The sequence below is a fragment of the Streptococcus oralis genome (assembly GCF_019929345.1).
GTDB lineage: Bacteria > Bacillota > Bacilli > Lactobacillales > Streptococcaceae > Streptococcus.
Map to the genome: position 1 here is coordinate 63,790 of NZ_JAHZPJ010000005.1, position 23,771 is coordinate 87,560.

At 42.2% G+C, this 23,771-nt stretch carries 24 protein-coding genes; 3 read left to right on the top strand and 21 right to left on the bottom strand.

Going from position 1 to position 23,771, the window contains the following annotated elements; genetic code table 11:
• Window positions 1-21: 21 nt before the first annotated feature.
• The 4 genes from K1I97_RS04995 to K1I97_RS05010 form a co-directional block, all read right to left on the bottom strand.
• On the bottom strand, window positions 22-192 hold the full coding sequence (locus K1I97_RS04995; RefSeq protein ID WP_000442252.1) for a hypothetical protein: 171 nt from the start codon (window positions 190-192) through the stop codon (window positions 22-24).
• On the bottom strand, window positions 192-698 hold the full coding sequence (locus tag K1I97_RS05000; RefSeq protein WP_223331663.1) for a dihydrofolate reductase: 507 nt from the start codon (window positions 696-698) through the stop codon (window positions 192-194). The genes K1I97_RS04995 and K1I97_RS05000 overlap by 1 nt, the downstream gene beginning before the upstream one ends.
• A 118-nt stretch (window positions 699-816) precedes the next feature.
• Window positions 817-1,491, bottom strand: a complete 675-nt coding sequence (gene cmk / locus K1I97_RS05005) for a (d)CMP kinase (protein WP_223331664.1) — start codon at window positions 1,489-1,491, stop codon at window positions 817-819.
• 9 nt (window positions 1,492-1,500) lie between these two features.
• Window positions 1,501-2,004, bottom strand: coding sequence for an SAG1386/EF1546 family surface-associated protein (locus tag K1I97_RS05010; RefSeq protein ID WP_223331665.1), 504 nt, complete (start codon window positions 2,002-2,004; stop codon window positions 1,501-1,503).
• A 45-nt stretch (window positions 2,005-2,049) separates the two neighbouring features.
• Here K1I97_RS05010 and K1I97_RS05015 point away from each other — a divergent pair, with 45 nt between their 5' ends.
• Window positions 2,050-2,253 (top strand): ferredoxin, encoded by a 204-nt coding sequence (locus tag K1I97_RS05015; RefSeq protein ID WP_084926091.1) that lies wholly within the window; start codon window positions 2,050-2,052, stop codon window positions 2,251-2,253.
• Between the two features lie 74 nt (window positions 2,254-2,327).
• On the opposite strand, the gene K1I97_RS05020 is transcribed toward K1I97_RS05015, so the two are convergent.
• The 6 genes from K1I97_RS05020 to K1I97_RS05045 form a co-directional block, all read right to left on the bottom strand.
• Window positions 2,328-3,293 (bottom strand): glycosyltransferase family 2 protein, encoded by a 966-nt coding sequence (locus K1I97_RS05020; protein WP_223331666.1) that lies wholly within the window; start codon window positions 3,291-3,293, stop codon window positions 2,328-2,330.
• A 1-nt stretch (window position 3,294) separates the two neighbouring features.
• Window positions 3,295-4,314: a UDP-glucose 4-epimerase GalE gene (gene galE / locus K1I97_RS05025; protein WP_223331667.1), complete on the bottom strand. Its 1,020-nt coding sequence runs from the start codon at window positions 4,312-4,314 to the stop codon at window positions 3,295-3,297.
• Between the two features lie 101 nt (window positions 4,315-4,415).
• Complete coding sequence (locus K1I97_RS05030) at window positions 4,416-5,519, bottom strand: NAD(P)/FAD-dependent oxidoreductase (RefSeq protein WP_223331668.1); 1,104 nt, start codon at window positions 5,517-5,519, stop codon at window positions 4,416-4,418.
• 16 nt (window positions 5,520-5,535) lie between these two features.
• Entirely contained in the window at window positions 5,536-6,333 is a 798-nt protein-coding gene (locus K1I97_RS05035) for a Nif3-like dinuclear metal center hexameric protein (RefSeq protein ID WP_223331669.1), read from the bottom strand.
• Complete coding sequence (locus K1I97_RS05040) at window positions 6,320-6,997, bottom strand: tRNA (adenine(22)-N(1))-methyltransferase (protein WP_223331670.1); 678 nt, start codon at window positions 6,995-6,997, stop codon at window positions 6,320-6,322. Before K1I97_RS05040 ends, K1I97_RS05035 begins: the two co-directional genes overlap by 14 nt.
• A gap of 101 nt (window positions 6,998-7,098) precedes the next feature.
• Entirely contained in the window at window positions 7,099-9,435 is a 2,337-nt protein-coding gene (locus tag K1I97_RS05045) for a cation-translocating P-type ATPase (protein WP_223331703.1), read from the bottom strand.
• Window positions 9,436-9,567: 132 nt separating this feature from the next.
• Between K1I97_RS05045 and K1I97_RS05050 the strand changes: the two genes are divergently transcribed.
• Window positions 9,568-10,317 carry a lysophospholipid acyltransferase family protein gene (locus tag K1I97_RS05050; RefSeq protein WP_223331671.1) on the top strand — a complete coding sequence of 250 codons (750 nt, stop codon included), beginning with the start codon at window positions 9,568-9,570 and terminating at the stop codon, window positions 10,315-10,317.
• Between the two features lie 555 nt (window positions 10,318-10,872).
• On the opposite strand, the gene recR is transcribed toward K1I97_RS05050, so the two are convergent.
• Window positions 10,873-11,469: a recombination mediator RecR gene (gene recR, locus K1I97_RS05055; RefSeq protein ID WP_000966754.1), complete on the bottom strand. Its 597-nt coding sequence runs from the start codon at window positions 11,467-11,469 to the stop codon at window positions 10,873-10,875.
• Window positions 11,470-11,479: 10 nt separating this feature from the next.
• Window positions 11,480-13,522 (bottom strand): penicillin-binding protein PBP2B, encoded by a 2,043-nt coding sequence (gene pbp2b / locus K1I97_RS05060; protein ID WP_223331672.1) that lies wholly within the window; start codon window positions 13,520-13,522, stop codon window positions 11,480-11,482.
• Window positions 13,523-13,777: 255 nt separating this feature from the next.
• On the opposite strand from pbp2b, the gene K1I97_RS05065 reads away from it, so the two are divergent.
• A complete protein-coding gene (locus K1I97_RS05065) occupies window positions 13,778-14,629 on the top strand; it encodes a MurR/RpiR family transcriptional regulator (protein WP_223331673.1) in 852 nt (283 codons plus the stop codon).
• Window positions 14,630-14,925: 296 nt separating this feature from the next.
• On the opposite strand, the gene K1I97_RS05070 is transcribed toward K1I97_RS05065, so the two are convergent.
• The 9 genes from K1I97_RS05070 to K1I97_RS05110 all read right to left on the bottom strand — a co-directional run bounded on the left by K1I97_RS05070 (window position 14,926) and on the right by K1I97_RS05110 (window position 23,503).
• Complete coding sequence (locus K1I97_RS05070; protein ID WP_223331674.1) at window positions 14,926-15,690, bottom strand: class I SAM-dependent methyltransferase; 765 nt, start codon at window positions 15,688-15,690, stop codon at window positions 14,926-14,928.
• 349 nt (window positions 15,691-16,039) lie between these two features.
• Window positions 16,040-16,924: an ROK family protein gene (locus K1I97_RS05075; RefSeq protein ID WP_223331675.1), complete on the bottom strand. Its 885-nt coding sequence runs from the start codon at window positions 16,922-16,924 to the stop codon at window positions 16,040-16,042.
• A gap of 17 nt (window positions 16,925-16,941) precedes the next feature.
• The gene (locus K1I97_RS05080; protein WP_223331676.1) at window positions 16,942-17,859 is read right to left on the bottom strand and encodes a dihydrodipicolinate synthase family protein; all 918 of its coding nucleotides are present in this window, start codon (window positions 17,857-17,859) and stop codon (window positions 16,942-16,944) included.
• Between the two features lie 171 nt (window positions 17,860-18,030).
• Complete coding sequence (locus K1I97_RS05085; RefSeq protein WP_223331677.1) at window positions 18,031-18,675, bottom strand: YesL family protein; 645 nt, start codon at window positions 18,673-18,675, stop codon at window positions 18,031-18,033.
• Between the two features lie 20 nt (window positions 18,676-18,695).
• Window positions 18,696-19,148, bottom strand: coding sequence for a YhcH/YjgK/YiaL family protein (locus tag K1I97_RS05090; protein ID WP_223331678.1), 453 nt, complete (start codon window positions 19,146-19,148; stop codon window positions 18,696-18,698).
• A 273-nt stretch (window positions 19,149-19,421) separates the two neighbouring features.
• The gene (locus K1I97_RS05095; protein ID WP_001183243.1) at window positions 19,422-20,261 is read right to left on the bottom strand and encodes a carbohydrate ABC transporter permease; all 840 of its coding nucleotides are present in this window, start codon (window positions 20,259-20,261) and stop codon (window positions 19,422-19,424) included.
• Between the two features lie 15 nt (window positions 20,262-20,276).
• The gene (locus K1I97_RS05100; protein WP_161800156.1) at window positions 20,277-21,143 is read right to left on the bottom strand and encodes a carbohydrate ABC transporter permease; all 867 of its coding nucleotides are present in this window, start codon (window positions 21,141-21,143) and stop codon (window positions 20,277-20,279) included.
• Window positions 21,144-21,361: 218 nt separating this feature from the next.
• Window positions 21,362-22,690 (bottom strand): ABC transporter substrate-binding protein, encoded by a 1,329-nt coding sequence (locus K1I97_RS05105; protein ID WP_223331679.1) that lies wholly within the window; start codon window positions 22,688-22,690, stop codon window positions 21,362-21,364.
• 114 nt (window positions 22,691-22,804) lie between these two features.
• Complete coding sequence (locus tag K1I97_RS05110; protein ID WP_061417201.1) at window positions 22,805-23,503, bottom strand: N-acetylmannosamine-6-phosphate 2-epimerase; 699 nt, start codon at window positions 23,501-23,503, stop codon at window positions 22,805-22,807.
• Window positions 23,504-23,771 lie beyond the last annotated feature (268 nt).

The window sequence follows — 23,771 nt, forward strand, 5'->3', positions numbered from 1 at the left end:
CATTCTAATTTATCATTCTATCTAAAATAAGGTCATATAAAAAGCGTGGACACTGTTGACCAGATTGGTAAAAGCATTCAACCAGAGTAAGGCAGACAGTCCATAGCGCTTCTTACGAAAAGCCTGTGCCCCAGTCAAAATACAGATCACACACAAAAAAGCTGTAAAAAATCCAAATATACTGCGCTCCATTAGACTTCCTTTCTATCTCGGTATTCGGTGGTAAAATCATAGTCGTTTTTCTCATCTCGGGTGTAAGATTTGCTTGCGACTGTCTCAAAACGAGACAAGTCAAACTCCTCAGGGAAATAGGTATCTCCCTCTACCTGAGCATGAATCTGCGTCACGATGATTTCATCTAAATAAGGCTCAAAAGCCTGAAAAATCTGTTTCCCGCCAATGATATAGAGATTTTTTTCCTGACTCTGATACCACGCTAAAACAGATTCCACATCTTGAAATACGAGCGCCCCATCTATGACTTCTTCGCTATTGTGCGTTAAAATCAGGGTTTGTCGTTTCGGAAGCAGACGACGTCCCATGCCATCAAAGGTCACTCGTCCCATCAATATAGCATGATTTAAAGTTGTTTCCTTAAAATGTTGCAACTCTGCTGGCAAATGCCATGGGAGACGATTTTCCTTTCCAATCACCCCTTTTTCATCTTGGGCCCAAATGGCTATGATTTTCTTTGTCATGCTTCCGTCCTTTTTATTGATACTACTATTTTATCAAAATTCTCCCAAAAAGGCTGTTTTGAAACGCGCGCAAAAGAGAGAAAAGGAGCAGGCTTCATTTAGCCTGCTCCTCTCGTCCCTAGGACATATATTTTTTTGCTTCTGATTCGATTTTTTCAACCACTTCTTGAATACTTAGTCCAGTTGTGTCAAGGTAAACTGCATCCTCAGCCTGTTTGAGAGGTGAGGTTTCACGGTGACTATCCTTGTAGTCACGCGCAGCAATTTCTTCTTTCAACGTTTCAAGGTCTGTTTCAATCCCTTTGGCAATATTTTCCTTGTAACGACGCTCTGCTCTTTCTTCAACAGAAGCCACTAGGAAAATCTTGAGTTCAGCTTTTGGTAAAACAACTGTCCCGATATCACGCCCATCCATGACGATACCACCTTGCTGAGCAATCTCTTGCTGGAGCGAAACCAGTTTTTCACGCACTTCAGGAATGGCAGCGATACTTGAAACCTTGTTGGTCACTTCATTTTCACGAATCGGATGAGTAATATCAACATCACCTACAAAAACAAGCTGTTCTCCAGTTTCTGAACGTCCAAAACTAATGGGGTGTTGGTTAAGAAGCTCGAGAAGTTGGTCTACATTTCCTGCATTCAACTGGTGCTTGAGCGCTATATAAGTCGCAGCACGGTACATAGCACCCGTATCGAGATAAGTGTAACCAAAATCCTTAGCGACAATCTTTGCGACCGTACTCTTGCCACTCGAAGCTGGACCATCGATAGCAATTTGAATTGTCTTCATGACCGACTCCTATCTTGTCTTAATCACATCACCTGGGTTGGCAAACCAAGATCCAGATGACATATGAGAAGGATTTAGGGCTTCTAGCTGGGCAATGGAAATCCCTGCACGTTGAGCAAGAGCTGCTTCTCCCTCTCCAGGATGTACTGTAAGTGTTCCTTCACCCTCTGTATGCTCTTCCGAACTGCTCTCTGAAGGTGTTGATTCAGAAGAAGATGTTTCCTCTACCTTGCTACTTGAAGATGATGATTCTTCCACTTTAGAACTTGAACTTGTAGAAGGAGACGATGCATCATAGAAGTCCTTCAAAGATGAAGTACGATTGCTTCCTCCAGTTGATAGGTAAATCAATACAACTACCATCGCTACAACGATTACAAAGAAGAGGCTAGCTAGAACCGTCAAGACACGATTCGCAACAACGCCTTTCCCTTTTTGTTTACGACGACGATCTGTTCTTGATTCTTCCTCATTGTTTTCATAAATATCTTCTTGCCACGGTTCTTTTTCCATACCTTACTCCTTGTTTTTTTTACATTTTCTTATTACAATATAAATATGAAAGTCACACTTATACCCGAACGGTGCATCGCCTGCGGGCTTTGCCAAACCTATTCTGAACTCTTTGATTACCATGATAACGGAATCGTTCGATTTTACGATGATCCAGTTGAATTGCAAAGAGAAATCGCTGAGACCAGCGATGTCCTGGAGGCCATCAAACACTGTCCTACGCGAGCACTTCTAAAAGATCCATCGTAGTGTACAGGGAATGAATGTTGATGATTTTTCTCTTTATTCCCACACCTACTAGTTTAGCATATTTCTAGGTAAAATTATAGTCTTTTTTGGTTATTTTTTCCTTCAATAATAGAAAGGTCACTTTTTTCTTTGACGAGATAGAGTGGTCTTTTTTTGGTTTCCATATAGATCTTACTGATATATTTTCCCAAAATCCCAATGGTCAGGAGTTGAATCCCTCCAAGAAAAAGAATGACAGCCATCAGAGATGTCCAGCCAGATGTCGGATTTCCCAAAATAAGAGTCCGAAACACTACAAAAACAGTCATCATAAAAGAAATAAAACAAGATAGGAGTCCAGCTACAAAGGCTATACTCAAGGGGAAATCTGAAAAGTTAAGAATCCCTTCAATCGAGTAGAAAAAGAGCTGTCTAAAACTCCAACTGGTCTTGCCAGCCTGCCGTTCAACGTTTGGATAATCAAGATAGTGCGTTTTAAAGCCAACCCAAGCAAAGAGTCCCTTAGAAAAACGATTGGACTCGGTCAAGGATAAAATAGCATCTACCACAGACCTCCTCATCATGCGAAAATCGCGGACACCTGAGGGCAGAGCTACTGGGCTGATTTTTTGCATGAGGCGATAAAAGAGGTCAGCGCAGAAACTGCGAAAGAAGGGTTCTCCCTCCCGACTAGTTCTCCGTGTCCCAATACAGTCTAAATCTGCATTCTGGTCTAGTAAGGCTTTCATCTCAAGTAGCATACTGGGAGGATCCTGAAGGTCTGCATCCATCACGACCACCAAGTCTCCAGTTGCATGCTGTAAGCCTGCGTATAAGGCTGCCTCTTTCCCAAAATTTCGTGAGAATGAGACATAACGTACCGCAGGATTTTGCTCCCGATAGGCCTTCAAAAGCTCCAAAGTGCCATCGCTTGAACCATCATCCACAAAGACATACTCGATCTCTGCTCCCAATTCTGGAAGCAGTACTTCAACAGACTGATAAAAAAGAGGAAGTACTTCCTCTTCGTTTAAACATGGGACAATGATTGAGATCATCATCTTAGTCTTCAAATCCATTTGGATGCTTGCTTTGCCAACGCCATGCGTCTTCACACATTTGGGTGATGCTAAGTTCTGCTTCCCAACCCAGTTCAGCTTTGGCTTTTGCAGGGTCTGAGTAGCAGGCAGCGATATCACCTGGTCGGCGTTCTACGATGCGGTAAGGAATGGGACGTCCCACCGCTTTTTCCATGTTTTGGATAATTTCAAGAACGGAGTAGCCTTTACCAGTTCCAAGGTTATAAATGTTTAGACCTGAACCTTTTTGGAGTTTTTTCAAAGCTGCAACGTGACCTTTAGCTAGGTCTACGACATGGATATAGTCACGAACACCAGTTCCATCTTCCGTATCGTAATCATCTCCAAAAACTTGCACTTGCTCTAGTTTGCCCACTGCTACTTGTGAAACATAAGGTAAGAGATTGTTTGGAATTCCATTTGGATTTTCTCCTAGGTCTCCACTTTCATGCGCTCCGATTGGGTTAAAGTAACGAAGTAATACCACGTTCCATTCTGAGTCTGCCTTGTAGATATCCGTCAAAATTTCCTCTAGCATGAGCTTAGTACGGCCATACGGGTTGGTCACTGAAAGTGGGAAATCTTCTAAGATTGGAACTGTATGAGGGTCTCCGTAAACCGTCGCAGAAGAACTGAAGATGATGTTCTTACAGTTATTTTCTTCCATGGCTTTTAGAAGGCTGACAGTTCCTGCGATATTGTTGTCATAGTAGGCAAGAGGGATACGGGTTGATTCGCCAACAGCCTTCAGACCAGCAAAGTGAATCACACCAGTCGGTTCTTCCTGCTTGAAAATATCTCTGAGGGTATCTGTATCACGGATATCTGCCTCATAGAAAGGCACCTCAACTCCTGTGATTCTTTCAACAACTTCTATACTTTTACGATTGCTGTTGACAAGATTATCCACCACAACAACTTGATGACCTGCTTGGATCAACTCAATAACAGTGTGGGTTCCGATAAAACCGGCACCACCAGTTACCAAAATCTTTTCTTGCATCTTTTTTCCTCGATTCTCGGATTATTTTTTCTTATTTTATCATTTTTGATAGGGAATGTCATTTGACATCCTAAACTACCTGCTAAAATTTCAGTAAAATCTTATTCACTTTTTACTCGTTTGACATAGTTTGCAATTGGATAGTTTACTGGATCCAAGGTCAATTCCTTGTCTTGGATCAGTTGAGCTAAATGGTAACCAATGATAGGACCCGTTGTGAGGCCTGATGAACCTAGACCACTAGCCGCATAGACACCTGCTAAGCCAGGTACTTGCCCAAAGAAAGGTGAAAAATCACTGGTGTAGGCACGAATTCCCACACGCTCACCTGATGATTTCGCTTCTGCCAAGGCTGGATAGTGAGGTAAGGCTGCCTCCTCCATTTGTTGAAGCAAGGTTTCATCTACCGTCAAATCAAATCCCATATCATTTTCATGAGTAGCTCCTAAGGACAATTTCCCACCTGCAAAAGGGATCAAATCCCACTCCCCTTCTGGCATGACAACAGGGTAAGATTCCATATCTTGGGCAAGTTGATAATCTCGTAGTTGCCCCTTTTGGGGACGAACATCTACCTCATATCCTAAAGGCTCCAAAATGTCCCTCAACCAAGCTCCTGTTGCCAAAATAACCTGCTCAAACACCTCTTCGCCAATCTGGTAGCCTGATGATAAAGGTGTCAGACTCACTTTTTCTTTGACCAGCTTGACCTGACTAGCTTCCAGCAAACGAGTCACTAAGAGTTGACCATCTACTCTCGCTCCACCAGAAGCATAGAGCAGGCGATCAAATCCCTGCAAGCCAGGGAATAATTCATCAGCTGAGGCTTGATCTAGAATGGCTAACTGGCCTATCAAGGGAGAATCTTCTCTGCGCTGGAGGGCTAGTTCATAGAGTTCTTCTAGCTTGGATTCGTCCTTTTTCAAGAGAAAAACTCCCGAACGCTGATAAAAATCAATTTCCTGACCAGACTTTTCTATATCAGCCAACAAATCCACATAAAAGTCAGCCCCCAAGCGTGCCATCTTGTACCAAGCTTTATTACGGCGTTTTGAAAACCAAGGACTGATAATTCCCGCTGCTGCCTTGGTAGCCTGACCTTGTCCATGGTCAAAAACGGTTACCTCTAGATCACTTTCTTTAGAGAGGTAGTAGGCAGCTGTCGCCCCCACAATCCCTGCTCCAATAATGGCAACTTTTTTCATTGTCTTCACCTTCTAACTAGATATGGTGGAAAGGATTGGTCGATGCTTGACTAGGTAAAATATCAATAGACCAGCCCTTCTCTGCCTTCCATTGAGTGAGGAGTGCAGCGATTTTTTCCACAAAAAACACTTCGATATAATGTCCTGGATCCAATGCTAGCAAGCCATCAGACAACATATCCTGAGCTGTGTGGTAATAGATATCACCAGTGATGTAGACATCTGCTCCCTTTGCCAAAGCATCCTTATAGAAAGATTGGCCACTACCGCCACAGATAGCCACTCTTGAAATGAGCTTCTGCAAATCACTCTCTTGATAATGCACCATTCGAAGACTATCAAGACCAAAGACTTGCTTGACATGCTGGGCAAATTCCCCAAATGTCTGAGGCTGAATATTCCCAATACGACCAATCCCACGTTCTGGGCCTGTCTCCTGTAGATAAGTCGTCTCCTCAATGCCTAGCATCTGGCAGAACCAGTCATTGAGACCATTCTCTACAATGTCGATATTAGTATGACTGACATAAACGGCAATGTCATGCTTGATCAGGTCGATATAAATCTGATTTTGCGGACGGCTAGCTACCAGATCCTTAATCGGACGAAAGATCGGCGCGTGCTTGACGATAATCAAGTCCACACCCTTTTCAATGGCCTCTGCTACCGTCTCTTCACGAATATCGAGGGCGACCATAACTCTTTGGATATCCTTGTCTAAAGTACCGATTTGCAGGCCACGACTGTCACCCTCCATTGAGAATTCCTGAGGGCAAAAGGCTTCATAAGCTCTAATTACTTCACTTGCTAGCATGGAGCACCTCCTTGATGGCTTGAATTTTATCTACAAGAACTTGACGTTCTTCTCGATTTTTCTCTGGGATTTGGTCAAGAGCAAACTTTAACTTAGCTGCTTCTTTTTGCCACTTTTGAACAAATACTGGACTAACTTCTTTGGACAAGAAAGGTCCAAAGCGGACATCACTGGCTGATAACTTCATTTGTCCCGCTTCCACCACCAAAATCTCGTAGAACTTGCCAGCTTCTTCTATGATGCTTTCTGCCACAATCTGAAAACCGTGATCTTGTAGCCAGATACGTAAGTCGTCTTCACGATTATTGGGTTGGAGGATTAAACGCTCTACATTAGCCAGCTTGTCCAAGCCTTCTTGCAATATGGTCGCAATCAAACGGCCTCCCATACCAGCAATGGTGATAACAGAGACTTGGTCTACCTCTTCAAATGCCCCTAAGCCATTGGCTAAACGAACTTGGATTTTCTCCTTTAGACCGTGATTCTCAACATTTTTCACCGCTGATTGGTAGGGGCCTTCCACCACCTCACCTGCAATAGCACTTTTGATTTGTCCTCTCTCGACTAACTCAATTGGCAGATAAGCATGGTCACTCCCCACATCTAGTAAAATAGCACCTTGTGGCACAAAGGAAGCTACCATTTCTAATCTCTTTGAAATCATCTTCTCTCACTTTCCAAAACTCTATTACCTTTTATTATACCATACTTCAGCTAGCAATCTTGCACCTAAAAAGACCGCAATCCACAGATTGCAGCCTTTCTTTATTTTCTGGCTTGGTAACGACTGGTCAGAATGAAAATTACGGTGAAGACCAGCATCATGGCCCCATAAACAGGTAATGTTTGTCCTGTTAAGGTCGAAATTTCAAGCAGTTTTTGAATCGTTGGGAAAAGAGCTGTGGCTAGGAAGCCTCCTACTGACCAGACAATCAAGAGGACACGCCAGAGGGTAAATGGCATGCAGGCTCTAAATACGGATAAGAAACCGATAGACCCAAGGAGATAATAGAGGAGGGTTGAGATTTCTATCTCAGACCAACCTTGACTCGCTCCAAATAGTTTCACAAAGAGAACGCTGAACACGACCATGAGTGCACTTGGTAGAGCACGAAGCATGGATCTTCTGAGGAAGTTTGGTTCAACAGGTTTGATATTTCGCTCAAAAGTCAGAACGAATGGTGGAAAACCTTCCACGAATTGGTCGATCATGGTAATTTGAATCGGAATGAAAGGGAAAATCAAGATCCACTCAGACCGTCCCAAAAGAACACTGGCGATACAGATAACTGCTAACAGGAATGAATAGATGGTCTTAATCAAGAAAATCGGTGCGATATGGGCGATGTTATTAACCACGCGACGACCTTCAAAGAGAATCTCAGGAACATCATTAAAGTCTGAGTTCAAGAGAACTAGATTGGCAATCTGACGAGTCGCAGGATCTCCCTCAGCCATTACAATAGAACAATCCGCCTCACGAAGAGCTAGGATGTCATTGACTCCGTCACCTGTCATAGCCGTTGTATGTCCTGCTTTTTTCAGCGTTTGGATGATGAGTTTCTTTTGATGAGGGGAAACACGTCCGAAAATAGCTGTCTCTTCAGCCATGGCAATCAATTCCTCATCCGTGATTTTTGAGCAATCTACATAGCTGTGATAGTCTGCAAAACCAGCCTTCTGGGCAATGCTGGAAACCGTGACTGGATTGTCACCAGAGATAATCTTGAGGCCCACTTCCTGAGAACGGAGATAGTCCAGCGTCTCAGCTGCTCCTTCTCGAATAGGGTCCAAGATTTCCAGCAAGGCTAGAGCCTGAATATCAGATGGTTTCTGTGGTTTGTGATAATCTAGTTTTTCCTGACTGAGGGCTAAGACCAAGACACGAGACCCTCTCTCCAAGGCCTCTCTGGCTTCTGGTACTTCAGAGTCCAACAACATCTCAGGCGCACCTAAGAAAACCGTTCCTAGCCCTTCTAACTCCATAGCTCCCCACTTGCGGTCGCTAGAGAAAGGAAGATTCGAAAGCATAGGATAGGCTACCTGACCTTGGAAACGCTGACGAATGGCTTGAGCTGTTGGATTTTTATCCTCACTATGAGCGATATAGCTAGTCAAAATGCTGGCAATAGCCTCATCACCATAAGTTTCCGTCAGAGGAAGAACAGCCTCCACCTGCATCTTTCCTTGGGTGATAGTGCCCGTCTTGTCCAGACAGAGCATATCCACGCGCGCCAAGGTCTCGACAGAGTACATCTCCTGCACTAAAACCTTTTTCAAGCCCAGCTTAATCACCGCAGTCAAGAGCGAAGTAATGGTCAAAAGGGCAATTCCCTTGGGCAACATACCCAAAAGGGCTGTTGACGAATTTACAACGGATGACTTGAGGGGCAAACCTTTTAACATCAAGGCTTCTAACAAGAGAGCTAGACCAAAGGGAATGATAATCTTCCCAGTAAAACCAGCTAGCTTGTCTAGCGATTTCATGATACGGGAGTTGATGGGTTTCACTGTCTTAGCTTCCAGCATGAGTTCGGAAGCATAGTTGTCTGCCCCGACATGGTGAACTTGAGCCAAAACTGCGCCACTGGCTAGGAAACTCCCTGATAAAAGCAAGGCATCCACTTCTTTTTGCACCAAATCACTCTCACCAGTCAACATGGCTTCATTGACTTCTGCGAAACCTTCCAGAACCAGAGCATCACTAGGGATTTGCTCTCCCGCAGACAAACGAATGACATCTCCTAGGACCAATTCTTCTGGATTGAGAGCGACTTCTTGACCATCACGGATGGTTTTGACCTTTTCCTTGGTCATGAGATTGAGCTTGTCCACCATGTGTTTGGCCCGTAGCTCGGTCACAATCCCAGAAAAAGCGTTAAAGCAGATAACAGCAAAGAAGACCAGATTGCTCCAAGCCTGCACAAAGGCCAGCGCTAGAGCGATAACAAAGTTTAATGCGTTAAAAAGTGTAAAAACATTTCGTTTGATGATTTGCCAAGTACTGGTACTGGCTGAAGCGGTAAAGTCATTGACCAAACCTTGAGCCTGTCTTTCCTTGACTTCTCTTTGGGTTAATCCCATAATCTTATTTTTATCCATAAATTCTATCATATCATTTTTTTTAAAAGAATTCTAATCCCATCTAAAACTGTTGGCTGATAACTGAAAAAGTTTGCCAGCAGTCTTTTGATAAGGTATAATAATAAAAGCAATACAATCGAAGGAGATCTCATGTTTTATACTTATTTACGTGGACTAGTCATGCTGATCTTGTGGTCCATCAATGGCAATGCCCACTATCACAATACTAATAAAATCCCTAGCCGAGACGAAAACTATATCCTCGTCGCACCTCACCGTACCTGGTGGGATCCTGTTTACATGGCCTTTGCGACCAAGCCAAAACAGTTCATCTTTATGGCCAAAAAAGAGCTGTTTAACAACCGTATCTTTGGCTGGTGGATCCGTATGTGTGGCGCCTTTCCTATCGACCGGGAAAAACCTAGTGCCTCTGCCATCAAGTACCCTATCAACGTCCTCAAAAAAAGCGACCGCTCTCTCATCATGTTTCCAAGTGGGAGCCGTCACTCAAACGATGTCAAGGGTGGAGTTGCCTTGATTGCTAAAATGGCTAAGGTTCGTATCATGCCTGTTACCTACACCGGTCCCATGACCTTGAAAGGCTTGATAAGCCGTGAACGTGTGGATATGAACTTTGGAAACCCTATCGATATCTCAGACATCAAGAAAATGAATGATGAAGGGATTGAAATGGTTGCAGATCGTATCCAAGCAGAATTCCAACGTTTGGACGAGGAAACCAAGCAATGGCACAATGATAAAAAACCAAACCCACTCTGGTGGTTTGTCCGCATCCCTGCCCTCATTCTTGCTGTGATTGTTGGTATCCTAACAATTATCTTTACCTTTATTGCAAGCTTCATCTGGAATCCAGATAAGAAGAGAGAAGCTCTTGGTTAAAAAATACAATTATCCCTTGGCTTTTGCCAAGGGATAATTTTTTATCATGTGACTATTAGTCCTTTTTGCTCCGTGAAAGACGAGACAAATCAACCATCCGCTATGCGGAGTTATGTCAAAAAACCTCCGGACCGCTCGCTACAATCAAGGTATTCAGATCAATTGCTAATCGAAAGGAGAAGACCATGCACAAAAGTTTCATAGTTTATCACATTGTATTCACCCTGAATTATAGAGAAAAGTTATCAATAATCCATGTCAATTAAGAAATATAATTCTAAAAAAACCGTCTAAAATTCCCTACCCTGAAACGACTAACATGACTATTTTCACTTTTAGAACAAGAATTCTAAAAAATTTTTCGGATTCATTGAAGATAATATCTGGCAGTTTCATCCTCAATGTCTTTGGCTTTCGGAACTTTGACAACTTTAAGAAACAGATTGTCCTCTACAGATACTAACGACCATCAACCTACTATGGCTGATAAAAAGTAAGAGAACACTTCTAGGACTTTGCCTTACACATAAGAACAAGTTTTAATGTTACTGACTCCTACAACTCTGTCCGATTTTCAATGGCTCGTAAGAGTGTGACCTCATCCGCATACTCGATATCTGCTCCCACGGCTAGGCCTCGTGCTAGGCGAGTGACCTTGATACCAGCTGGCTTGAGCAAACGAGAGAGATACATAGATGTTGCTTCCCCATCAGCCGTCGCATTGGTTGCCACGATCACCTCTGAAACCTCACTATCCATGAGACGGGTCATGAGACTCTTGAGATTGATATCGTCTGGGCTGATACCATTCATCGGAGAAATGAGGCCATGCAAGACATGATAGAGTCCGTGGTATTCTTGGATGTTTTCCATAGCAGCCACATCGCGACTATCTTCTAGCACCAAGATCGTTGTCTGGTCACGAGTCGGATCTGTACAGATAGAGCATGGATCATCATCGGTCAAGCGACCACAGATGGAACAATAGGTCAATTCCCGTTTAGCAGATAAGAGATTTTTGGCAAATTCATTGACATCGTCATCAGACATTCCAATTGTATAGAAGGCTAGGCGGGTAGCCGTTTTAATCCCGATACCCGGAAGCTTTGAATAGCTATCAATCAGCTTGGCAATAGGTGTTGGATACAGCATAAGTTCCTTTCTAATTCATTGGATGGTGTTGGTTATAGAGGTTGATAATATCTCGTGCAATCGAAGGTCCGACACCGTTTGTAAGGTTGGTGTTATGAGGAAAGACGACTGCGACCGCAATTTGAGGATTTTCGGTCGGTGCATAGGCGACTGCGTTGGTATTATTGGCTTTTTGACCGCCATTAACGTAACTTTCGGCAGTACCTGTCTTTCCACTGATGGATACGGCTGCGCCATTTGAGAAGGCACGACCAGTTGTCAGAGCGCTCGTTCCATGAGAAACTTGATAGAAACCTTGCTGCAAGATAGCCATATCTGCTTCTGAAATATTGACCTTGTTCAGTTCCTTGGTAGCTGTTTCTTGAACCAGACTTCCTAGTCCACCTTGATCATTGTTTCCATAAACGCCTTCAACGATGTGAGGAGCCAATCGTACGCCATTGTTTGCAATGGTTGCGACATACTGGGCTAACTGCATCGGAGTATAGTTATCAAACTGACCAAAAGCATTATTTAGATAGTTGGCCAAATCAAATTCTTTTGGTATAAATCCTGTTGATTCATCTGGAAGATCAATCCCCGTTGAAGCTCCGAGTCCATATTCCCCAAAGGTTGATCGCAATTTGCCCATTGCAGTCTCTAACTGTCCCGTTGCGGCCACCATGTTTGGTGTGTAGGTCTGTCCCATGATTCCTAGCGCGGTTTGAACCATGTAGGTATTAGAAGAGTACTCTAGAGCCTCAACTGCTGTGATAGGGAAAGAACCGTATGACAAGGTGTACCATGAATTGATTGGGGCCGAACCTTGGAAAACAATCGGCTGGTCTGTCAAGGTTTGATTGCCTGACAAGACTCCATTTTCCCAACCAGAGCTGATGGTCGCTGCCTTAACGACAGATCCTGGCACAAAGACATTGGTTATCGTTCCAAGCGAATCTGAACTTAATTTTCCGGATTCGACATCATGCTTGACACCTGACATGGCCAAAACTGCACCGGTTTTAGGATTGAGGGCTACAGCGTAGACTCCTTCAGAGTATTTGGCTCCACCGTTACCCAACTCTGAGTTGAAGTAGCTCTTGAGTAGGTCATCCACACCATTCTGGAAAGTTAGGTCAATCGTTAGTTTGATATTGTTTCCTTTGCTTCCTTCCTCGACATTTTCCACACTCTCCATATTTCCGTGTTTGTCGAGATGTACTTCTTTGACAGAGCGTTTGCCTTGGAGGACATCTTCATATTGCTTTTCAAGATAAGAAGTTCCCACTCGGTCATTGAGAGAATAGCCTTTTTTGAGATAAGCATCAACTTCCTCAGCCGGAAGACCTGACTTTTCACTTGAAACGCTACCAACGATTGTTGATAAAGAAGTGTCCAAGACTTTACGGTCCCATGAGGTTGAAATGCTGATACCTGGTAATTCCTTGGACGCTGATGCAACGAGAGCAACTTGGGTATCGTCTAAGGCATCCGTAGAAATAGTGCCCGTTGCAAAATTTTCAACGGCATTGAGCTGACTAAAGAGATATATTTCCTTTTTCTGATCATCTGTATAATTAAGTTGACTCACGTCAATGCTTTCAACCGCATTATTGTAAAGTGTCGCTTCCGATAAGCGGTTCCCATCAGAATCCAGGCGTTTATCGCTTGGCAAGGATTCGACTATTTTTTTGTAAACGTCCTGGTCCGCCAAGTAGTAGTCTGCAATCTGTCGATCTATCAGATCAGGAGAGGTTACATTTACATATGTGAGAAGTTTCTTGGCTGTCTCCTTCAATTCAGCTGCCGTCATTTTATTGTTTCGTGTGAAAGAAACAACCTGCTTGACAGTGTTTTCTACCAAGGGTTTCCCTGCCGCATCATAGATCTGTCCACGAGCTGAACTGGTTGTTACCCTTGTTTGGCTGGCTGAGGCCAATTTTGTTTCATAGAAATCTTTATTGAGCACCTGCATGTATAACAAACGACCAATAATGGCCATAAAGAGCAGGATAACAATCGCAAATAATAAATTAAGCCGAATCGGAATCGAATGGCTATTGAATTTTCTCATACAACTAAGACTCTTTTCTAGAAAAATTCCCGATTTTCACCTCTATTTCCCCTAAAATAATAAAGCAAACAGGTGAAGAGCAGTACATTTCATTTTACCATATTTTGCGGAGAAACTCTTGGAAAAGTCGAAGCATTTTTTGACTTTCAACTGAAAATGCCTTTTTATTTGGTTATCCTAACTTCTATGATATAATGTTACTAATAGTTAGGGAAGCGTTAACTTTTAAGATTTTGACTCATAAAAAGGAGCCTCATGAATAAGCCAGACATCGCAACCATAATCGATCTCCATTTTGAAGAATTAACCGAGCTGGAGCAAGAAATCGCTCGCTATTTTTTACAAGCTGAAACGATCCAAGATGATCTTTCTTCTCAGCAAGTTACCCAGAAATTACATATCTCCCAAGCAGCCTTGACCCGCTTTGCCAAAAAGTGTGGTTTTACAGGCTACCGAGAGTTCGTCTTTCAATACCAGCACCAGGCCGATAAACAAGACACGCATTCGCACAAACACAGTCCTTTGACCAAACGTGTTTTACGAAGCTACAGTATCATGCGAGAACAAACTCAGGATTTGATCGACGAAGAACAACTGGAACGAGTCGCCCAATTAATCGATGACGCTGAACGAGTTTACTTCTTTGGAACAGGAAGTTCTGGTCTGATTGCCCGTGAGATGAAGCTACGTTTTATGCGTCTGGGTGTTGTCTGTGAAGCTTTGACCGATCGGGATGGCTTTGCATGGACAACCAGTATCATGGATGAAGATTGCTTGGTGCTTGGTTTTTCCCTGTCTGGCACCACCGAATCCGTCCTAGATAGTTTGTTGGATGCCAAGGAAATGGGTGCCAAGACCATCCTCTTTACCAGCGCTCCAAACAAAAATGGTCAGGCCTATACCGAAACAGTCCTTGTGGCAAGCCATAGTCAAACATCCTATATCCAGCGTATTTCCGCTCAACTTCCTATGCTCATTTTAACAGATTTGATTTATGCCTACTTTTTGGAAATCAATCGTGAGAGCAAGGAAAAAATCTTTAACAGCTATTGGGAAAATAAAAAGCTCAATGGCTATCGTAGACAAAAACGCGTTAGAAAATCCTAGTTTGGTTGAACCAAACTAGGATTATTTTGTTTTGAAATGGTAATAGACTCATAGGTGGGCTCGCCAATCTTTCTCTTTGCGCTAATGCCTTTTTTATCTGGGCTTTTCAATTCTTCCTTAAATTCTCCTTTCCATTTTTGAATTTTTGACAAGAAAAAAGGAAGTATCGACTATTTGCTGCTTTTACTTCCTTTTTTTATTTTTATTTAATAGTTTTACTTCGACAAAGTGAGATTTAGATTTTAACCCTTACAGAAAATAAAATGAGCTATTCTTCAGAAGCACGTTCTATAATATCATAGTTTAATGCAGAGTGTAGCGATGTAGTCATTTCCATAACGTGATAATCGATGTCTTTTGTCACACGATTCATAAAAATCAATCATAGCGAGACCATTTTTAAGTTGTCCTCTAATCTGACTTTCTAAGGTATGGCTAAATTCATATCCATATTCTGGATTGATGGTGATTTTGCCTTCCTCTTCAAGCTCTCTTGAATTAAAAGGTAGTGAAAACTTTAAAAGTAATTCCTCATCGGGTTGGTCCCATACAACGTCCGCATCATACATGTAGATCCAGGGATTCATAAATCCGACCATTAAGAGTCCACCCTTTTTCAATACTCGAGAAGCTTCTTTATACATGTTTTCTAAATCCTCTATGTATACATTTGAAACCGGATTAAAAACAATATCAAAAGTTTCATCTTCAAATGGAAATGGTTTTGTCATATCACCTTGAACGGTATCGATTTTTAAGCCTTCTCTTTTAGCGACCATCTCATCTCTTTCTAATTGTGATTTAGAAAAATCCATGATGGTGACATCATAACCTTTTGCAGCAAAAACGGGACCCTGCTGACCACCACCACAAGCTAACCCTAATATCTTTTTCCCGTTTGCTTTTTCAAACCATTCTATCGGAACTTTTTTCCCAACAGTTAAGGCAACAGAAATTGGATGTTTTCTAGTTTCTTCTAGTTCTTCATGTGTCAATGGCTCAGTGTAGTCATTTTTTACATTATTCCATCTATCTTCATTTAATTTTATATAATTATTCATCTTACAATCTCCTCGTAATTTTATATGATTTCGATTTCAGGTGAATAGGTTGCCAATACATTTTCTCACCTCTACAAATTCTAATTTGTCAATTTTTCGTCCATCTCATTATATCATTTTTCCACATTTTCCCATTTACTCAAGCTAAATATCAATTAAATGGATGATAGAATTGCTCTCGCCTTGTAGTTCATCATCTCGCCTTAACCTTTCATACAAGGCGGTTATTTTCTCCTAGTTTCTCACGATTACATCCTTTGGCTCAAATTTTTCAATAAAAAAAGAATTAAGCAAAACAGTTTTCACTCGAGTAGTGATTAAGTGTTCTGCTTAATTTTATAGTTCCAAACTAGGATTGTTTTGTCTTGAAATGGTAATATGCACCGAGCATCCCTGCTGTGTTTTGGTGATGGGCAAATTCTAATCGTGTTTTTTCAGCTAGGCTTGGCACCAAGGCCGCCTTCAAGGCTGTGCGGATCTTCGGTTTGAGGATAGCCTCTTGCCCCATGATCCCGCCACCGAGAATGACCACTTCTGGATTGGCAACGTAGCAAATATTTGCCAGACCTTTCCCAAGGTAGTCTACCATGCGGTCAATACCAGCCATACAAATCTTGTTTCCTTCAGTAGCTTCCTTGAAAATGCGTCGGCCATTCCACTGATCAACTGGATCACCATGAGCTGCTGCCACATATTCTACCAAAGCTGTCGTAGAAGCCAAGTCTTGGAAAGCTCCATCCTGCATATGCATATAACCGACTTCGCAGGCCGAATTGCTAAATCCATGGAAAACCTTGCCATCTATAATCAAGCAACCACCGATACCGGTTCCAATGGTCAAGCAAAGAGTGACACTCGCTCCCATACCTGAACCAGATACTGCCTCAGCCAGACCTGCACAGTTGACATCATTTTCAATCTCACAAGGAATAGTAAAACTCGTCTCGATTTCCTTCTTGAACTGGGTTCCTGCATAGTTGGGAATCTGAGGACCAGCATAGAAAATCTCACCCTTATCTGGATCCACCATCCCTGCCGAAGAAATGGCAACACCTGCTACTGGGCCTTTTTCTAAATAGCTGGCTACGATATCTTTGGTCTTCTGTAAGATATGAGGGCCGCCCTTATGCGCCTCTGTTGGCATTTCATACGATTCAACAAGCTGGCCTTCTTGGTCAATCAAGCCATATTTGATGTTGGTTCCACCGATATCAATTGCAACGTAATGTGTCATAAATACCTCCTTATGGATTAGAGGAAGCGCTCCTTGGTTTCACGAATCAATTGCGCTGCTGCTTCTACAACTGGTCGATCTTCTTCAGTCACTGGTGTCAATGGTGAACGAACTGATCCAATGTTCACGCCTTCATTGATTTTCAAGACTTCTTTGATGACACCGTACATATTTCCATGTGCAGAAGTGAGTTTGCCAATAATTGCGTTGATAGCATATTGCAATTCACGCGCTGTTTCCAAGTCTTTCTCAGCAATCAACTCATTGAGTTTCAAGAAGAGTTCTGGCATAGCACCATAAGTACCACCGATACCAGCCTTGGCCCCCATGAGACGGCCACCTAGGAATTGTTCATCTGGACCGTTAAAGACGATATGGTCTTCTCCACCGAGGCTCACAAAAGTTTGAATATCTTGAACTGGCATAGAAGAGTTCTTAACACCGATAACACGAGGATTCTTCAACATTTCAGTGTAGAGACTTGGAGTCAAAGCAACACCTGCCAATTGAGGAATGTTGTAAATCACGTAGTCCGTGTTTGGAGCTGCAGCACTAATGTCATTCCAGTATTTGGCAACTGAGTATTCTGGCAAACGGAAGTAAATCGGTGGAATGGTTGCAATGGCATCTACACCCAAGCTTTCTGCGTGGCGAGCAAGTTCCATACTATCCTTTGTATTATTGCAAGCAACGTGAGCAATGATAGTCAATTTTCCTTTGGCAACGGCCATAACTTCTTCCAAAATCAACTTGCGGTCTGCCACACTTTGGTAGATACACTCACCAGAAGAACCATTGACATAGAGACCTTGAACACCTTTATCAATGAAGTATTGGACCAAGGCACGCGTACGCTCTGGACTGACTTCTCCTTGATCATCATAACATGCGTAGAAGGCTGGAATGACACCTTCGTATTTTTTCAAATCTGACATAGATTTTCTCCTAAGATTTCTTTTTTCTGCTGAGAGCAGTTCTATTTTTTTACAAGTTTAGTATACACCTTGTGAAAATCGCTTTCAATATCTTGTATACACTTAGATTTTAGTTTCTACCTGTATTTTAGAAACTGTAACGATTGAAAGTAGTTTCAGAAACACCTCATCCTACTGGTATTTGGCGAAGATTTTCTCCATCAATCCTGTTTGGAGAAAGACTAGCAAACCAAAACCAAAGAGGATAAAAGCTGACCCACCCAAAAGGAGAGTGAAGGCGGATAGATAAAGAACCATCACTATGAGAAAGAGAATGGCTAACATGAGGAAGAACCAAGGAAAGTTAAAACTTGCCAAGATAAGCCCTTTTTGCAGCACTTCTTTCCAAGACAAATCATAGCGTGCAGCGATGGGATAACTAGCCAACATCACCAGAGTGAGGAAGATGAGAATCCCCAAACATATAGCTTTCACAATCTGGAAAGGCAAAGCAGTCTGTCCCCAGAAGAGATAGAGGTCTAGAAGGCTTAATGACACAATGCCCAACTCTAACAGACCTAACTGAAGCCCCAGTTTCAGATTTTGCTTGAAAGCTCTTAGATAAGTTCTAAAGACTGGTACCCGTCTGCTTCTCTTAATCTCAAACATAGTCTCATAGAGGCTGATTTTCGCCACTCCAATCGTCACGATGGGCAAACAAGAGACGACAAAAAGAAGATTGACTGTCACGATATCCAAGACCTTCTCACTGAAACGCATGAGAAAATTATCTGTATCAAATGCTGCCTTGATAAGGCTTACTCCTTTTTGTGCCATGTTTGCTCCTCCTGATTCTTTTAATCAATCAAAATTTTAAAGAGATATTTGCGAACCTTTTCTTCCATACCTGCGTAGCCATTTGGCTGGTGTGGTTCTCCTGGGAAGAAAATTGCAAAATTGTGATAACCCAACAAGAGTGGGTGTTTTTCATGACAATGGACAAAACCAATGTCGCTCGCTTCGTCAAATGCTACCGCTTCGTCTTTGATACGTGAACCGTAGCTCGAATATTCGTGCCCTTCTACCAGCAAATGCAAGTCTGCATAGTTCTTATGATGTTCAAATTGATCATTTTCAGCTTGATTGAGGACATTTTCCTGAACAACTAGAAAGACCTTGTCCCCGTCAATCTCATACTTACCGAGTTCGAAAGAATCCTTACGGTGCTGATAGAGATAGTCGATAGCCTTGTCTAGATTGGGATGGATTCCCTTGTAAAAGGCGATGTTTTTCAAATCATCAAAAATCATACTGTTTCCTTCGTTTCTGATAGTTAACTAAAATCATAAATTAAGTTGATAAGTGTCTGACAAAACTTCACGAAGTAACTGCATACTCTCCATTTTGTAGACACTTATGAAACTATATTTCTCTTAGTCTATAGCATATTCTTCTGAATTTTGATAGACAGTTTTTCCCATACTCAATGAAAATCGAAGAACAAACTAGGAAGCTAACCGCAGGCAATACTTAAGTATGGCAAGGCGATGCTGACGTAGTTTGAATTCGATTTTCGCAGAGTATTATCCTTTAACAGCTCCCATAGTAATCCCTTGAGTGAAGGATTTTTGGAAGACAAGGAAGACGGTTACGATTGGCACGGCTGCAAGAGCTGCACCCGCCATGATCAAACCATAGTTGGTTGCCATTTCGGCCTGCATGGTCGCAACCCCGAGTGAGATGGTCAAGTTTTGACGTGAAGTCAACATAACCAACTGCATGAAGTAGTCGTTCCAAGTATTGATGAAGGTAAAGATCGCAAGGGCTGCAAATCCTGGTTTCACGATAGGGAAGGCTACGCTCCAGAAGGTACGAATCTCACCACAACCGTCGATTTTAGCTGATTCAAGCAATTCTGTCGGGATGTTTTCGCTGAACTGTTTCATGAGGAAGACCCCGAATGGCCATCCGATCAAAGGCAAGATAACTGCCCAGAGAGTATCGTGAATTCCCATGAAGTTGACGATACGTACGAGTGGTACAAGGACAACTTGTTTTGGAAGTGCCATGGCAGCGATAAAGACTGCAAAGAGGATGCGTTGACCATAGAAACGTTTTTTAGCCAAGACATAACCTGCTAGAGAAGAGGTTGCACAGACTAAGAACATGGTTACCAGTGAGATAAATACAGAGTTCCACATCCACTGCATAGCAGGGTTTTGCACCATGAGTTGTTGGAAGTTTTCCATAGTTGGCATTTTAGGGAACCATTGTGGCGGAATCATAATGGTATCAGGCTGTGATTTGAAGGCCCCTGTCAAAATCCAGTAGAATGGAAAGATGAACAGTACGGTCAACAAGAGCAAGATAATCGTTGAAATAACAGTAAAAGCTGTTAAAGGTTTCTTTTGTGTAGGTTGCATAACTGTCTCCTTTCTTTAGTATTCTACGTCGTTTCCGAGGATCTTGAATTGAGCAAAGCTGACAATGGCAATCATCACTGCCAAGAAGACACCGATGGTATTTGCATAGCCGTATTCTGTCAATTGGAAGGCTTTTTCATAAAGGTAGTACATCAAGGTACTTGTTGAGTAGTTTGGACCACCAGATGTCAAGAGCTGAATCAAGGCGAAACACTGGAATGAGTTGATGGTTGTGATGATCGCGATGTAAAGAGTTGTTGGAAGAAGGCTAGGCCATTTGATCTTCCAGAAGACTTGAAATTCAGTCGCACCGTCAACACGCGCTGCTTCAACAAGTGAGTTGTCAATATTTCCCATGGCAGCGATATAAAGGATAATCGGTTGACCAACAGATGTTGTCAAAAGGATAATCATAATCGCTAGCAAGGCCCAGTTTTTGTCACCCAACCAAGAAATATTTTGGCTGATGATGTGGCTTGACTTAAGGACAAAGTTTAGAATCCCTGATAGGGGGTCATAGATCCATTTCCATACAACCGTTACGGCAACACTACCTGTAACTACAGGAAGGAAGAAGACGAAACGATAGAAAGAACGGGCAATCGCGTTTTGATGATAGGTTTGAGATGCTACAAAGAGAGAGAAGAGAACCACAATCGGAACAGATCCAATAACCAGGATAACGGTATTGATTAAAGACTTCATAAAGACAGGGTCTTTAAACATGCGAATGTAGTTGTCCAAGCCCACAAACTCAAATTTAGTCATGGAGTAGTTAAAGAAACTTGTAATGAATCCCATAATCATAGGAGCCAAGACAAAGATCACAAAGAAGAATAATACTGGTGCTAGGAAAGCGTAGGAAATCACTGTTTCCCGCATGCGAATTTTATTGACTTTCACAGTCGGCACCTCTCTTTCAAATAGAATAGTTTTTGATTTTCTTAAACTGTTTTAAAACCAAAATGAAATTTTTTAAGATTCGCTTATGTAAGAACTTCATTTTAATTTCGTGACAGTTCCTACCATTTCAAACAAAAGTCCCCCTTTTCTTACACCGTAGTGCTCAGGGAAAAGGGGGAATCAATCTGACTTAGTGCTTATTGTTTTGTAGCTTTTTTGATAGTTTCGTTAGCTTTTTCAGTGAAGGCTTTCAAAGCATCCGCTGGTTTTTCGTCACCATTTGATACAGATTGCAACATTGGGAACCAAAGTGTTCTCATTTCAGCAAATCCATCGATAGTGTTGTAGTATGGTGAGTAGTATTTAGTCCAGCTACTGATTGTTTCCATACGTTTGTCATCATAAAGTTTGCCAAATGAAGTACGAACTGGGAAGGCACCTGTACGAACTACGTCTTTAGGACCCCATTCTTTGTCATCTGCGATGAATTTTACGAATTTCTTAGCAGCTGCGACTTTTTTGTCGTCTTTGTTATTAAATACTGCAAATCCGTTTACAAGGTATTCAAGAGATGGTTTACCAGAGTCTGATGGGAATGGTACTTCTACCACGTCTACCTTACTTGCTTCCAAGAGTTTCGCTTGGATACCGTTTTGAGCTGGTGCCCAAAGGATTGTGTATGAAGTTTGACCGTTCGCAAAGTTTTGGATATCTGCTCCACCGTCAAACTGTGAACCATTGTTCAATAGACCGTCCTTGATCCAACTAGCAGCTTTTTCAAGACCTTTGACGAATTTAGGATCGTCGGTTGTATATTTTGTTACATCTTTGTCTGTTACAGAACCGCCATAAAGGTTTGCAATGAAGGCACGTGTTCCTTGGTCTCCCCCTTGACCAGAACTGAACAATGAACCTGGTGTATACCCTTTATCTTTAAGCGCTTTCAAAACTTTTTCAAAGTCATCAGTTGTCCAACCTTCTTTTACAAGGTTTGCAACTCCAGCATCTTCCAACATTTTCTTGTTCATAGCCATGTAGAATGGAGCTGAACTGATTGGATACATGTAAGCTTTATCTCCAGCCTTACTTGCTTGTACGATGTTTTCATTGTTGACATCCTTGACGAATTCGTCTGTGAAGAGGTCGTTCAACTCAGCCAATTTACCATTTTTACCGTATTGGATGATACGCCCTGGTGCGTCAAAGAGTACGTCTGGCGCTGTTCCTGCTTCGATGGCTGTTGTGATCTTTTCAGGACCTGACTTGAAGTCGATGGTTTCCAATTTCACTTTTACATCTGGATTTGCTTTTTCAAAAGCTTCGATGATTGACTTTTCATATGTTCCAACACCATCACCAGTTTTTTCTTGTGTGAAGACTGGGAATGCCCACCATGTGATTTCTGTTTTTCCGCTATCGCTTCCTGATTTTCCAGCATCTTTACTTCCACCAGAGTTACCACAAGCAGCAAGGCCAAGAATCGCAGCACTTGCAAGTACTGTACAAGCTAGTTTTCTAAATTTCATTTGTATTCTCCTAATTGATAAGCGTGTCCATATTGGATAGTGAGTAAGCTTCTGTTTGTATACGTTTTCATTCCATCCGACGCATCGATCACTCTCCTCTGTTTTGAGATTGTATTATTTAAGACCGGCAACAAAGCGTTCCGTAATCTCTTTTGGTCTAGTGATAGCACCACCAACAACAATGCCTCGCACCCCATATTCAAGGATCTGCTTGGCTTGTTCTGGTGTATGAATTTTTCCTTCAGCAATGACATCCACACCTGCTTCACAAAGTTTTTTGATCAGTTCAAAGTCTGGACCATCTACTTTCGGACTATAAGAGGTATAGCCTGATAGGGTTGTTCCAACAAAATCAACACCTGCTTCAACTGCTGCTATTCCCTCTTCAAAGGTACTGGTATCAGCCATCAAGAGTTGATGCGGATATTTTTCTTTGACTTGTCGGATAAAGTCTTGGATTTCCAAACCATCGTAACGTTCACGTTTGGTACAATCCAGAGCAATAACCTCAATGTCTAGTTCAGCCAGTTCATCCACTTCTTTCATAGTAGCTGTAATGAATGGCTCCTGTGGCGGATAGTCACGTTTGATAATCCCGATAATCGGGAGTTTCGTAACCTCCTTGATCTCCTTGATATCGCGAACACTGTTTGCTCGGATACCAACTGCTCCTCCTTGCTCAGCCGCTTTGACTAGCAAGGGAATGACTCCTCCCGCTTCTGTATAAAGCGGTTCGTGAGGAAGTGCCTGACAAGAGACAATGATTCCATCTTTGATTTGTTCAATCAGGGCTTCTTTGCTAATCTGTGGCATCCTCTTTCCTCCCTTTCTTGTTCTTATGGGCTTATTATATATCATTTGTTAAGCGCTTTCAATAGTTTGTAATGGAATAGATTTCAGTTTCAAAACTATTTTATATAACAGACTATCCTGAAAGTAGTTTCAGGACTCTTAGAATTCCTTATTAGCACATCTCAACTCGAAAGAAAAAGGTGGTAGATATAAATAATCTGCACCCCAAAAGTTAGACTACAAAATCTAATCTTTGGGATGCAGTACATAAGAAGTGGTTTTTTATCCT